7 protein-coding genes are annotated in these 14,807 nt (G+C 47.9%); 5 read left to right on the top strand and 2 right to left on the bottom strand.

What is annotated here, in order from left to right; translation table 11 throughout:
* Positions 1 to 684, top strand: a 684-nt coding sequence (locus B9A32_RS18495) for a FumA C-terminus/TtdB family hydratase beta subunit (protein ID WP_170923902.1), incomplete at its 5' end; no start/stop codon positions are given.
* A gap of 475 nt (positions 685 to 1,159) precedes the next feature.
* On the opposite strand, the gene B9A32_RS18490 is transcribed toward B9A32_RS18495, so the two are convergent.
* Both B9A32_RS18490 and B9A32_RS18485 read right to left on the bottom strand, forming a co-directional pair.
* Positions 1,160 to 2,428 (bottom strand): type I glyceraldehyde-3-phosphate dehydrogenase, encoded by a 1,269-nt coding sequence (locus B9A32_RS18490; protein WP_084071447.1) that lies wholly within the window; start codon positions 2,426 to 2,428, stop codon positions 1,160 to 1,162.
* 145 nt (positions 2,429 to 2,573) lie between these two features.
* Complete coding sequence (locus B9A32_RS18485; protein WP_084071446.1) at positions 2,574 to 6,770, bottom strand: PEP/pyruvate-binding domain-containing protein; 4,197 nt, start codon at positions 6,768 to 6,770, stop codon at positions 2,574 to 2,576.
* Between the two features lie 188 nt (positions 6,771 to 6,958).
* Between B9A32_RS18485 and B9A32_RS21430 the strand changes: the two genes are divergently transcribed.
* The 4 genes from B9A32_RS21430 (at position 6,959) to fdnG (ending at position 14,803) form a co-directional block, all read left to right on the top strand.
* Complete coding sequence (locus tag B9A32_RS21430; protein ID WP_212638011.1) at positions 6,959 to 7,132, top strand: hypothetical protein; 174 nt, start codon at positions 6,959 to 6,961, stop codon at positions 7,130 to 7,132.
* Positions 7,133 to 7,289: 157 nt separating this feature from the next.
* On the top strand, positions 7,290 to 8,711 hold the full coding sequence (locus B9A32_RS18480; protein ID WP_232367231.1) for a trimethylamine methyltransferase family protein: 1,422 nt from the start codon (positions 7,290 to 7,292) through the stop codon (positions 8,709 to 8,711).
* An 876-nt stretch (positions 8,712 to 9,587) separates the two neighbouring features.
* Positions 9,588 to 11,201 carry a BCCT family transporter gene (locus B9A32_RS18470; protein WP_084071443.1) on the top strand — a complete coding sequence of 538 codons (1,614 nt, stop codon included), beginning with the start codon at positions 9,588 to 9,590 and terminating at the stop codon, positions 11,199 to 11,201.
* Between the two features lie 506 nt (positions 11,202 to 11,707).
* A complete protein-coding gene (fdnG, locus tag B9A32_RS18460) occupies positions 11,708 to 14,803 on the top strand; it encodes a formate dehydrogenase-N subunit alpha (RefSeq protein WP_084071441.1) in 3,096 nt (1,031 codons plus the stop codon).
* Positions 14,804 to 14,807: the final 4 nt, after the last annotated feature.

Below are 14,807 nucleotides of genomic sequence, written 5' to 3'. Positions count from 1 at the left end.
CCTGTGGGCATTGGTGTCAGTTGCAGTGCCGATCGTCAAATCAAGGGCAAGATCACCCGGGATGGGATTTTTCTGGAGCAGATGGAAGAAAATCCAGCAAAATATCTTCCCAAGGGAGAGCCTGAGATGGCCGAGGCTGTGCGGGTGGATCTTAACCGGCCCATGGATGAAATCCGGGCCCAGCTGAGTCAATATCCTGTGTCCACACGCTTGTTACTCACCGGCAAGATCATTGTGGGACGGGACATTGCCCATTCCAAGTTCAAAGAGAGACTGGACAGTGGTCAAGGATTACCCGATTACATCAAAAATCATATCATCTATTATGCCGGGCCTGCCAAAACACCGGAAGGCCAAGCCTCTGGCTCCTTTGGTCCCACCACCGCCGGTCGCATGGATCCCTATGTCCCCATTTTCCAGAAAGAGGGTGGTTCCATGATCATGCTGGCCAAGGGTAACCGGTCCCGGCAGGTCACCGATGCGTGTAAGGAATATGGTGGATTTTATCTGGGTTCTCCAGGTGGTCCTGCGGCCCGTCTGGGTAAGGATTTCATCAAAAAAGTGGAACTGGTGGAATACGAAGAACTGGGTATGGAAGCCGTGTTCATGATGACGGTGGAGGATTTTCCCGCCTTTATCATCGTGGATGACAAGGGTAATGATTTTTACAGTGATCTTCTGTAATCTGTATATTTTAGAGAGTCGGACCGTATTCCGGTCCGGCTTTGCCCACAACAAAGCATGAAATACGCCCCAGATCTGGGAGGCATTTGATATAACGGGCATCTCCTGTCGGACACAACAAATGTAGGGTCGTAGACGCGGAGCCAAACGGTATTATACCGCCGCCCCCCCGATGGGCAATGGGCCCGGACGGAACTGTAGACAGCTCAATTGTCCGGTTCCTATTACCCATCGGGGGGGGCGGCTCTGCTGAGGTTGCCTTGAAGGCTGCCTTTTCATATAAACTGCCACGGGCAGATCATATTGGGGTTTAACCTGCCCACAACGAAAAATGAAACTCTAATCATTACAGGCTTTTGGCTGGAGTTTCATATAAAAAATAAAAATACCAGCTTCTTTTTGGAGCTGGTATTTTTGTTTGTTCACATCGGTTGTTTTAATTTATGATGAAACTTGGGATGTTGAAAAATGTTTTTTACATATCCTCGGCAATGGTGACGGTGCGATCCCCCAGCATATTGACATAGCTGCCAAGCTCGTTGTCATACCAGCCATAAATAACTGTCTGGGTGACAGGAACATGGATGTTTTTATTTTCCAGGGTGGAGATAATACTTTGATCCAGTCCGGGAACGTTGGAAAGATTGATATTGATTTCAGCCGTGCGGGTGTGGGTTTCATGGCCTTCAATGGTGGCGGCGGCCCTTGGCATTCCAATGATATCACCGGAGACGTTTTGTTTGTCAGTGTAATGCAGATACTCCTTGGCATCATTGTGGGCTGCCTGCCGGTATATATTGTTGATGACGTCCCTGCGGATGGGCTCTCCTCCCCCCGGATTTTCCTGGAGATTCAACACCAGAATAACCAGGGAGCCGGTACCGGTGGGGATGCGCACAGATTCGGCGATGAATCCGATGCGTTCCATCTCTGGAATCACCAGGCGAAGGGCATTGGCAGCTCCGGTGGAGGTGAGGATAATATTGTTGAGAATGCTGCGGTTTTTTCTCAGATCTTTGGCCCCGGCCCCGGGAAGACGGTCCAGCACCTGCTGGGAGCCGGTGGCGGCATGGATGGTGGCCATGGAGGCGGATAAAATCTTTTGGGATCCCATGACATCCAGCACCGGCTTCATCATGTGGGCAAGACAGGTGGTGGTGCAGGAGGCATTGGATATCAGTGAATGCTTCCGGGGATCATAAACATGGTCATTGATGCCCATCACCGTTGTTACGGCATCTTCGGGCATGGCGTTTTTAAGATCCAGACCTTTATCTTTGAACTTGAAGGGGGCCGACGCAATAACCTTTTCCGCGCCTGCAGCAAGATGTCCCCGCAAAGCGCCTTTGGGGTCATCGGCCTGGGCAATGGGGTCCAGAAATTGTCCGGTGGTATCCACCACCAGCTTAACATCATTGTCCATCCAGGCAATGTCACAGGGATTTCTGGCAGATCGAAGAAAGGTGATTTTAATTCCGTCCACCACCATGGTGCCGTTTTCTTCATCAATGTCGGTGATCACGGGTTTGCCCTTAAATCCATAGAGATATGAACTTAAAAGACCATAAGTGGAATCCCTTTCCATGTAATGGGCCAGATCTTCCATGCCTTTGCCCACTTGTCGACCCACATTGACAACAATTTCGTTAAAATATTTTCTGCTGATGTGGTGCCAGACAGTGAGTTTGCCAATGCGACCAAAACCGTTAATTCCAATTTTTCCATTGTTTTGATTTAAATCCATGAAATGTCCTTGTTTGTTATATATGAAATACTCCGCAAACCGGGGGTGTATTTCAAACTTTGTTGTGGGCAGAGCCGTATCAGAATACGGTCCGCCCGTGGTGGCTATGTGTTAAATAAGTAATAAAATATTTTAATATTGACAGTTAAGCCTCAATGTTGATTTTTCCTTTGAAAACAGTACCTTTATGGCCGTCAATGCTGATAAATTCACCAGAGGTTAGAATGATAGTGTCAAAACGGCACTCTTTTTTACGTTCATTGCACACCATGTTACGATATCCCACCACGCATGTCTTATTCAAACGATAGGCCACAATTGAGGCATGGGAGGTCATGCCCCCCCGGGCCGTGAGAAGTCCGTCAGCGGCGTGGATTTCCCGGATATCATCGGGAACCGTGTCATTTCTGACCAGTATGAGGGAGGTTTCCGGTTCCTGCCTGCGCCATTTTTCAATCTCCCGGAGGGTGAAGACCAGGCGACCGGACATGGCTCCCCCGCTGACGCCGATACCGTGTCCCAGGTATTGTTCTTTTGCCTTTATCCATGAGACCTGTTCAAACATGGGACGTGTTTTGCGTTCCCGGATACCCAGATCCCGGGATTGCAGAATATAAAGATCTTTGAGCTGGGGCCCCTCAAAGGTGAATTCAATTTCCTGGGGGCTCCAGCCCTGTTTGTTGACCAGGGTATCGGCCCAGGTTAAAAGTCCGTTGTATATTTCAGGGAAATGGCTTTCCAATGTGGTGTCGGTGTTTCTCATTTCCCGTTCCTGCTGGGCAATGGAGATGGGAAAGGTATTCACAAGTCCTGCCACCACGTCTTCTCCCTGTGTTTGCTGTGTAAAATCTCCCCACAGTCGAATCTGATTCCGGGGGGATCGGGGATCATGGGTGATAATAACACCGGTGCCGGCCTCATGGGAAATATTTCCGAACACCATCTGCTGCACGGTCACCGAGGTTCCCCAGTCCTGGGAAAGTCCTATGATCTGGCGGTAAGCCTTGGCCCGGGGAGCGTTCCAGGAGTCAAACACCATGAAAATGGCCTGGAACAGCTGTTGAAAGGGATCAGTGCTGAAATAAATATCTGCCTCTTTGAGTTTGTCCCGGTAGGCCAGTGCCACGGTTTTCATTTGCTGGCCGCTGAACAGGCTTTTGTAGGGAAGTTTCCATCTTTTTTTAAATTTGAGTATCACCGCATCGAAATCATCCCGTTTCATACCCTGGATCATGCCTGTGCACTGGAGGAATCGGCGATAATTATCCCAGGCAAGCCATCCGTTTCCTGTGTGCTCGGCAATGCCCTGGGCGATCTCTTCGTTTATGCCGATATCAATGAGGGTGTCCATCATGCCCGGCTGGGAGATCACTGACCCGCTACGCACAGATAAGAGCAAGGGATTTTGGGGATCCCCAAAGGTTTTTCCTGAGATTTTTTCCAAGTCCCTAAGTGACGATAAAACCTGTTCCCGGAAATTGGCCAGGGCAGGAGGATAGGAATCAATGAGATCCCGGTGGCGAAAGGCTTCGGTGGTGATGATAAAGCCGGGCGGTACCGGAAGGTTGTACCCACTTAAAGTGACAAGATTGTTGCCCTTGTTGCCAAGGTCCATGGCCCCCAGTATCCACGATTTGGGAGCCGTTAACGAGGTGATAATGCGTTTGGGATCATACATTAATAATTTTCGCAGATGTTCCTGGGGCAGTTCCTGGGCCTGCTGGTGCAGGGTGGTGAGAATTTTACTTAAAAAAAGATCCAGCTGCTGGAGCCCCAGGGAGGTGGCCATGCGTTCTCTGAAGAAAAGCTCTGCCACCTGTTCTTTGGGATTGGTTAATCCATCGCCGGTGTCATATTTTTCCTTTAAAAGATCCAGGGGAATACGTTCCAGAGCATCTTCCAGGTGCTCCTGGTGGACGGTGTGGAAATAGTCATTCATGATATTTTGAACGGCTTTGGCCAGGCTCTGGAAAATATCCAGGTACTGGGTAAAGGAAAATCCCTGGACTTCCAGGGAGTGGGTCAACAAAATCATCTGGAATTCATATTCCGATGAAGATATGCCGTCCAGTTTCAGGGCCGTGTAGAACATGCGCAGACGATTTCTAATTTTGTGCACCGTTACCTTGGCAATCAACGTGAGATCCAGGTCTTCGATGAGGCTTTCAAACAGGGGATTGACCATGGATTCCAGACGAAAGGTGAGTCCCAGTGCATCAAATTTTGGCTCATGGTAGCTGCCGTACAGGGAGGGGATATCGGCGGTGAAATGACGTTTTTTAAAGATGTCTTCCCGGGCTTTAAACCTGTTTTTTGATAACAGTTCTTTTTTAAGTACCCCCAGATAACTTAACAGTTTCTGGAGCCGGGCCTTGATTTTCATCTGGGGATTTTTCTGGGCATCCAGGACCTCCTGCAACAGATTGAACCGGGGAATCCGGGCAGTATTGACATGGGCCAGGTATTGATCGATCTCCGTGCACGAAGGGGTGTATTTCTGGTAAAGCAGGCGATACAGGCGGATGAGGAGCATGACCCTTTCCCGGTCTGTTTCACTGCCTTTGGGCATGGTGCTGTGATAAATAATACCCTCCAGCTCCTCCCGGGGGGTGGTGAGCAGATCCCCGGGGATGTCCATGCCATGGGCCACCAGTATCTTTAAAATTTCATGAACCCCGTCAAGGTGGGCGGCATCGCTGGATATCTGGGCTGTGAAGTCACGGGGAACATAGGGCAAAAGTCCCTTGATGTCCCGGGTTTTCCAAAAAGCAAAGATAGCCTCTGTCATGGTGATGATACGGTTGCTGCTCTCCACATGGATTCTTTTACGATAAAAATGAATCAAACTGTCCCGGCGCTGGGTGAGTTCATCAATGCGGGTGGAAAAATCCCGGATGGCCCCTTCGGCACCGATTTCATTGTAATAAACAGGAAAAAGCCGGGTGAGTTGTTTTAACAGATGGTACACAGGCTCAATGGGGCTGTTTAACAGGTTGGTGATGTCCCGGGGGAAAAGATCGGTGTCTTTGATAAATACCCCGCAGATGGAAAGATAGATGGTCAGACGGGACATGAGACTCATGGACCAGTGGGGGTTTAACGAAATAAGTTCCAGCCACACTCGGATATTCAACAGATGGGTATGGTTGGATTTCACCTGCCAGTTGGTGCCAACCCCCTGTATGTCCGGGAATTGAAATCCGGTTTTAATAACACATTGGATGAAAAATTTTACAAGATCACTGTCCCCTGTGTTGTAAACCCCTTTTCCCATATTTAAAATGGCATTGAGGGTTGCATCTGGAAACGCCTGGGACCGGAGTTTTAAAATGGTAAAGGTGTGCAGGATCAATTGTCGGATATAGGGGCTGCTCTCATGGCCGATGAGCCACCTTAACGTGGCATTGATATCCTTTAATGTGGTGTCATGGATCATGGCAAGGTCGGGGATATTAATGATTTGAAATAAAAAAATCACCTTCCAGTGGTTGCCCTGCCTGCTGGAATCACCGGCCTTTAAAAGTTGTCTGGGAAGGTCCTTATAAATGGATGTGATGTGATTGAATTCGGGAAACTTCATCAACTGGATTGTGGCGGCATTATTCCTGAAATCCGTTTTCTGTGCCATTTTTTCCAATTGTCCGGCCACCTGGTTCATGGTGTTATGGGAGATGGGAGAAAAAAGCGATTTCACCTGTTCCGGCAGTTCCGGCTCCCGGGCTTCTCTTTCAAAGGCTGTCAAAGGATCATCTTCCCGGCACCACATGCGGCAGTTCATCTCATGGTAGCGAAACAGCACGCGATTCAGTGGTTGCCATTGGTTTTTTTCGGGAAAGGGCAGTTTTAACAACAGGGCTGCCAGGCGGTTCAGGCGGTAGTAACTTTTTACAAACATCAAAAATCGATCATCATCATATTGATGCATGCGCACCAGGGATCGATTTATTTCCGGTAGTATGGTGGGGGCATCTGTGCCGTATTCCCTTAAAATTCGCTGGAGAAACTGTAGCAGCTGATCCACGGCTTCCTGGCGGGTTTCCCGGATATCAGCAGACTCCACTGCCCGGTGGAAGATATCAATGAAGCCGGCCACGGCCCTTGTTCCAAAGGGGTGGGATCGGAGAATATTTAAATTGTCCAGACAATATTTCCGTCCTTCGGTCACCAGAAAATGCCAGTTTCTCAGGGGGTTGCACAGCTCTTTTAAAAATAAAGTCAGCTCCTGCCCAAGGGCGGGATAGTCTTTGAAAATTTCCAGAAAAAAGAGATAACGGGCTTCAATTTCGATGTGAACCCGGGTTTCAATCATGTTCTGCTGCCATGCCTTTGATTTTATCTCCACTGCCGCTCCTGTCCGGTCAATCCCTGTTGTACCATTTTTTTGTCATGCATCTTTTTTTCGGGTCAAGCATCTGTTGAAAATCCTTATGTTAATATTCTTTATTAGTGGTAAAATGGCACAAAGTCAAGAGTGTGACTGTTTATACTCGTTTCTGACCTGCACGAACGCAATCAGTCGGTGATGACAATTTGAACAAAAAAAAAGAAGAGGGAAAAATCATGGAAAAAAATATTAAGAAAGAGATCAAGATGTCACATGATGGAAAAGAGCAAAAGCAGAAAGGGTTTTTTAATCGGTTTTTGCAATGGATATCCAGGGGCACGGAAAAGGCCTCCCGTGATGGCAGTTTTTGTAATACCTGACGTAAAAAATAAATGATGGCATGCAGGTTGCATTCCCCAGTTTGAAATTTGATAATTATTTTGTGCGCTCCACATTGGAGTTGATGTGATTTAATTTAACAAAGGCCTGCCCGGCGGGCTGAACATATTTTGAGGTGTGCTTAAAATGTATGACAGAATGCAGACGTTAACAGATGAGATGTTGCAGAAAATTCACAATGCTTCCATGACTGTTTTAGAACAGACAGGGGTTGCCTTTAATGATGAAAAGGCCCTTGCTCTTTTTAAGGAAAATGGTTTCAAGGTGGTGGGTGAGACGGTTTTTTTTGACAGGAGCGATATTAAAAAAGCTTTGGAAACCGCGCCTTCAACCTTTAAGGTCCACGCCAGGAATCCTGAGCACACCGTTACCATCGGCGGCGATGATTTTGTTTTTCTTCCTGCCTATGGCGCACCGTTCATGGCAACTGAAGGCGGACAACAGCGCACCGGTACCATGGAAGATTATAATAACTTTTGCAAACTGGTGCAGACCTCAGATACCGTTGACATGAACGGGTATCTCATGATTGATCCCGAAGATGTGCCCCCGGAAACCCAGGGGCTTGATATGGTACTGTCCAATATTCTTTATTGTGATAAAGCATTCATGGGCTGCCAGACCAACCGGGAGATTGCCGGGGATCTGGTTGAGATGCTGGCCATTGCCTTTTGCAACGGGGATAAATCAAAGGTAAAGGACAAGGCCCGCTCGGTTTCCCTGATCAATGCACTGACCCCTTTACAATTTTCCGACGAAATGACAGGCGCATTGATGGAGCTTGCGGCCCATGGTCAGGCCCTTGTCATTGCCAACATGGTCATTGGCGGGACATCCGGTCCTGTGACCATGCCGGGGATGATGACCCTGATCAACGCTGAGGTGCTGGCAGGAATTGCCCTGGCTCAACTGGTGAACCCCGGTACGCCTGTGATTTACGGCTCCACATCCACAGCCACCAATTTTAAGACCGGTGCTGCGGCAGTGGGGGTTCCAGAGCAGTCTGTTTTGATTTCTGCCACAGCCCAGATGGCGCGATTCTACAATCTTCCCAGCCGTAGCGGTGGTGGGCTTTGTGATGCACATGTGTCTGATGCCCAGGCCGGATACGAGGCAAGTATGCAGCTTCAAACCTCTGTTCGCAACGGCGTGAATTTCATTCTCCACGCCTGTGGGCAGATGGCGGGACATATTTCCCAGAGTTATGAAAAATTTCTCATGGATGAAGAGTATTGCGGCATGCTCAGAAAGCTTATGAAGCCCATGGATGTGAATGAAGAAGACCTGGAACTGGAAATTAAAGCCATAGATGAAGCAGGTATCGGTGGACAATACCTTACCCAGCCCAGGACATTTAAATTGTGCCGCAGCGAGTATTTTCAGTCCCAGTTATTTTCCCATGAATCTTATGATGCCTGGCAGAGAAACGGTGGCATGACCATGGAACAGCGGGCAAAAAAGGCATTGGCATCCCGGCTGGAAAGTTATCAGCGACCGGCCATTGACCCTGAAATTGAAAAAGCCCTTGTGGACTATGTCAATCATCGTAAAGGTGAATAATTGTTTTTGAATTTTTTAGGGAGTCAGCAGCTTTCAATTTACCGTTTATCCAATATGACACCCATAAAATATGGCGGTCTGAGTTTTGAAAATGGTAAATCAATAAGCTCTAACTCTTTTATCAAGGTTCATCAGCCATGGAAATTTCGCATATTTGGGTTGAACAGTACTTGATAAGATGAAACCGTTAATTTTAAAAGCCTTTTTCCATGACTCACTTCATGGAAAAAGGCTTTTTGCGTTTATTGATATCATGTCATCATACCACTTTCTGTATTTGTTGTGTCCGCCGGGAGATACCCGTTTATTAGAAACTCAACTTTCGGGCTTCATTTCAAAGCTGGCATTTTTAAATGTACCGACGGGGTCAGGCTTTTGTTATTGATGTTATCGACCAAGGCCTTTGCCAACGAAAAAAGCCTCGATAATGTCAATAACGAAAGCCTGACCCCACCACGAAATGCAAACACCGAAAGTTGAGTTAGAAAGTAAAATTTCCGGACAAGCTAAGGCAGGGCCGTCCCCCGATGGGCAATGGGAACCGGATCAGAATATGGTCTGCCCGTGGCAATTATAAAAAAGGACTAAAAAAGTTTTTATAAAAAATAAAACCAAACAGGGGTGTGTAAAAAAATTTTATACTCCCGACGGTTAAAAAAATGGGCGGTATAATGCCATTTTATATATTTGTTGTGTCCGCCGGGATATGCCCGTTATATGAAATATGCCACAAATCAGAGGGGTGTTTTCATTTATGGTATGTTTATTGCTGTCAGAACCACAGTTTTAATTTTTCCGTAAACATGCGGGATGAATCGTTAACTGTTTCCGGTCAATTTTCCGGCTGGATTGTTTGGGTAAAAAAAGGTGAAAGTGATGACGCAAAGTAAAAAGGGAATAAGCGGACTTGTTAATAAACAGGTGTTTTATCCACCGGCATTGCTGCTGGTGGCCGTTGTTGTGTTTGGAGCCATATTGCCGGATCAACTGGGGGTGGCTGCCAATGGGGCATTTAGCTTTTGTATTAAATACTTCAGCTGGTTCTATGCCATGGGTGTGGGCGCTTTGTTTGTATTTGTGCTGTGGGCCGGTTTGGGCCGGTATGGTGACATTCGCCTGGGCGGAGCAGATGCCCAGCCTGAAATGTCTTTTTTTTCATGGTTTGCCATTGCCCTGACTTCGGGTATTGCCATTGGTATTGTGTTTTACGGTGTGGCAGAACCCCTGGGTAATTACACCAACCCCGCAGGATTCACAGGGCTTGAACCCCGGTCTGCCGAGGCTGCCGAAGGTGCTTTGCGCACTGTGTTCCTTCACTGGGGTTTACATCCCTATGCCACCTATACGGCATTTGGACTGTTCATTGCTTTTTTATATCACAACCAGGGAAAATCATTTAAGATCAGCACAGGCCTTTATCCCCTTTTGGGCGAAAAAGTCAATGGTCTTGCGGGTAATCTCATTGACGCACTTTGTATTTTCAGCATTGTTGCCGGTATTGGTACCTCCCTTGGTATTGGTGCCATGCAGCTGGGAGCTGGCATGGGATATGTCATGGGTTCAACCATGGATTCTGTCCTGCTCCTGTGGTTTGCCATTATTGCCTCCATGGCTGTTTTTTATACTGTGGCCGCCTGCACAGGGTTGCACAAGGGTATCAAAATAATCAGTAATCTCAATGTTTATATCTATTTTGCCCTGCTTCTCTGGGTGTTTTTGTTTGGTCCCACCCTTTATATATTGAACAACACCAGCTCTGCCCTGGGTGACTATTTAAGTTCCCTTACCCGGCAGTCTCTTTATCTGGAACCCGCCCTTCAAACGGGCTGGGTGGGTGGATGGACCATCTTTTACTGGTCATGGTGGCTGGCCTTTGCCCCCATGGTGGGGCTGTTTCTGGTGAAACTTGCCAAGGGCAGAACCATTAAAGAGTTTGTTATGGTTAACTTTTTTGCTCCGTCACTGTTTGCTGTGGTGTGGTTTGGTGTGTTTGGCAGTGCCGGTATTTTTATGGAACATTTCCAGGGAATTGCCATTTCCGAAGAGATCAGCAAATTTGGAACTGAAGTGGCATTATTTGCTTTCTTAAAGAATCTGCCCCTGCCCGGAATTCTTAATATCATGGGCTTTCTGGCCATTGTGTTTTCTTTTGTGACATTGGCTGAATCCATGACCCTGACCCTTGCTAACATGACCTCTTCGTCCTATGAATCCACCACAGATGAACAGGATGCTCCCAATTTATTGAAAATTTTCTGGGGGGCCATGATGGCCGGTATGGCCTTTGTGCTGCTCATGAGCGGAGGCCTTAAATCGTTGCAGACGGCGGTGGTTGTGTGTGGATTGCCCATCCTTCTTTTGGGATTGGTCATGTGTGTGGGGTTTGTGAAAAATATGAAACTTGCCACCGGTGAAATTAAACCTGCCCCTGCTGCAAATGCCACAGTGTCCCAATCCTTTTCCAAACAAGATCTACAGCCCGATCATTGATCATGCTTTCAGGATTTTAATTGTTTGAGTTTTAATTTTGTTCGTGGCAAGTGATTTATTACTGCCATGCGATTTCATTTAAAAGACGTCCTTTTCCGGTGGGTCAGATTGCCGGAAAAGGGCGTTTTTGTTTTTATAACCGTTGTGTGTAACCTTTCTGTAACCTCCCTGTGTTATTGCCATATAACTGCCACGGGCAGACCGTATTCTGATCTGGATCTGCCCACAACAAGGCTTGAAATACATCCCTGATTTACAGAGTGTTTCATATAAACTCAACTTTCGGGCTTCATTTCAAAGTCGGCATTTTTAAATGCCGACGGGGTCAGGCTTTTGTTATTGATGTTATCGACCAAGGCCTTTGCCAACGAAAAAAGCCTCGATAATGTCAATAACGAAAGCCTGACTCCACCACGAAATGCGAACACCGAAAGTTGAGATATAAAAAAATCAATAATGGATAGAACCACCCAGGCATGGACCATAACAAAGGGAGATATTGTTACATGAAACTTGATAGAAGAGATTTTATGAAGTTTTCCGGTGCCGCCGCTGCCGGTATTGCTGTCAGCGGTCTGGGATTTGACCTTAAGCCGGTGAAATCCCATGCAGGCATGCTGAAAACCCGGTATGCAAAGGAAACCACCACCATCTGCTGCTATTGTGCCGTGGGTTGTGGTGCCATTGTACACACCAGCAAGCGCGGTGACGGCAGGGTGATCAACATAGAAGGTGATCCCGATCACGTCATCAACCGGGGGGCCTTATGTTCCAAGGGCTCTTCTTTAAAACAGCTCACAGAAAATGAAAATCGCCTCACCGAACCCATGTACCGGGCACCCTATTCGGATAAATGGCAGACGGTGTCCTGGGACTGGGCCTTGGATAAAATTGCCGAAAGGGTTAAAAAAACCAGGGACACAAGTTTTGAAACCACCAATGCCAAGGGGCAGACCGTCAACCGCACCACCCGCATGGCATCTGTGGGGTCCGCAGCCATGGACAATGAGGAGTGCTGGATTTACCAGGCATTGATGCGTTCCCTTGGACTTGTCTATGTGGAACACCAGGCCCGTATCTGACACAGCGCAACTGTAGCGGCTCTGGCAGAGTCGTTTGGACGCGGTGCCATGACAAATCATTGGATTGATATTCAAAACAGTGATTGCATTCTCATCATGGGAAGCAATGCTGCTGAAAATCATCCCATCTCTTTTAAATACGTTACAAAAGCCATGGAAAAGGGTGCACCCTTGATCAATGTGGACCCGCGGTTCACAAGAACCTCAGCCAAGGCAGATATCTATGCAGCCTTACGGTCCGGAACGGACATTGCCTTTCTCGGGGGCATGATTAAATACATTCTGGACAATAATCTCTATAACAAGGAGTACACCGCCGCTTACACCAATGCCTCCTTTCTTGTGGATGAATCTTTTGGATTTAAAGACGGGCTTTTTTCCGGATATCGCAAGAACAGCGGAGACGGTCCCTCCATGGGCGGGTATGACAAATCTTCCTGGGCCTTTCAAATGGATGACAAGGGCATCCCCAGGATGGACAAAACCCTTAAGGATAAACATTGTGTTTTTCAACTCATGAAAAAGCATTATGAGCGATATGATATCGACACAGTGGTCAAGGTTACAGGTACGGCCGGAAAAGATTTATTAAAGGTGTATGAAACCTATACCGCAACAGGAAAAACGGGAAAGGCCGGTACCATCATGTACGCCATGGGCTGGACCCAGCACACAGTGGGAACCCAGATGATTCGTACCATGGCCATGATTCAGCTGCTCCTTGGCAACATGGGGGTTGCCGGTGGCGGTGTCAACGCCCTTCGGGGTGAATCCAATGTCCAGGGTTCCACGGATCATTGTCTTTTATGGCATATCTGGCCGGGTTATCTTAAAACAGCCAGGGCCTCCAATGACACCCTTGAGGCTTATAATAAAAAATATACCCCCAAAAGCAATGACCCTCTTTCTGCCAACTGGTGGCAAAATTATCCTAAATATTCTGTGAGTCTTTTAAAATCCTTTTTTGGTGACAAGGCCATCCCTGAAAATCAATTTGGATACACCTGGCTGCCCAAGGTGGATGACGGGGCCGTGTACTCCTGGTTTGATCTGTTTGATGCCATGTATAAGGGAAATCTGGAGGGGTTTTTTGCCTGGGGACAAAATCCTGCCTGCTCCGGTTCCAATGCATCAAAGATCAGAAAAGCCCTGGAAAAGCTCGATTGGATGGTCAATGTGAATATTTTTGACAATGAGACCGGTTCTTTCTGGCGGGGACCCGGGGCAGAGCCGTCTAAAATCGGAACTGAAGTGTTCATGCTTCCGGCATCGGTTTCTGTGGAAAAAGAGGGCAGCATCACCAATTCCGGCCGGTGGATGCAATGGCGGTATCAGGGGCCTAAACCCCTTGGTAACAGCCGTCCCGACGGCGATATTATCATGGAACTCGGCCACAGGATCAAAGAAAAATACAAAGCTTCTGACGGGGTTTTTAAACATCCCATTTTGAATTTGAAATGGGATTATGAGACCAACGGAGCCTATGATCCCCACAAGGCTGCCAAAGAAATTAACGGTTACTTTGTAAAAGATGTTACAGTAAAAGGAAAACTTTGCAAAAAGGGAACCCTGGTGCCCAGTTTTGCCTGGCTCCAGGCTGACGGGTCAACCTCTTCGGGTAACTGGCTCTATTGCAACTCCTATACGGAAAAGGGAAACATGTCCGCCAGGAGGAGTAAAAAAGATGCTGCAAACAACATCGGGCTGTATCCTGAATTTGCCTGGTGCTGGCCGGTGAATCGACGGATTCTTTACAATCGCGCATCGGTGGACCCCAAGGGCCATCCCTGGGATGACAAGCAATGGGTCATTAAATTTGCCGGAGAGTCAAAGGACGGCAAATATACCTCCAAAAAATGGCTGGGCGATGTCCCCGACGGCGGATGGTATCCCCTGGAAAATCCCGATGGAACCCGGAGAAGCGATGCCAAACAGCCCTTTATCATGCGAAAACACGGATTTGGGCAGATTTTTGGACCGGGCAGGGCAGACGGCCCCTTTCCAGAGCATTATGAGCCTTTGGAGTGTCCTGTGGAAAAAAATTACTTCAGCTCCCGCATGGTCAATCCCACGGCGGTGGTGTATTCCACCAAAGAGGACGGGCATGCCAGCTGTGATCCCAGATTTCCCTTTGTGGGCACCACCTACCGGGTGTCTGAGCATTGGCAGACAGGTCTCATGACCCGGCCCCAGAAATGGCTCATGGAGCTGCAGCCCAATGTGTTTGTGGAGATGAGTGAGGAACTTGCAAAACTTCGGGGCATTAAAAATGGAGAGCGGGTTTTGGTATCCAGTGCAAGGGCCAATCTGGAGTGCACCGCCATTGTTACCAAACGATTCAAGCCCTTTACCATTGGGTATGCCACCGTGCATCAGGTGGGTATCCCCTGGCATTATGGCTGGAGATGGCCTGCCACCGGCACCGAAGAGAGCGCCAATCTTTTGACCCCGCCTGCAGGTGATCCCAACACCCGGATTCCTGAAACCAAAGCCTTTATGGTCAATGTGACAAAGCTTTAAGGAG

It is taken from the genome of Desulfocicer vacuolatum DSM 3385, from assembly GCF_900176365.1.
Lineage (GTDB): Bacteria > Desulfobacterota > Desulfobacteria > Desulfobacterales > Desulfobacteraceae > Desulfocicer > Desulfocicer vacuolatum.
Note: the sequence above shows the minus strand (reverse complement) of the source record. Positions and strands in the feature narration are given on the sequence as shown.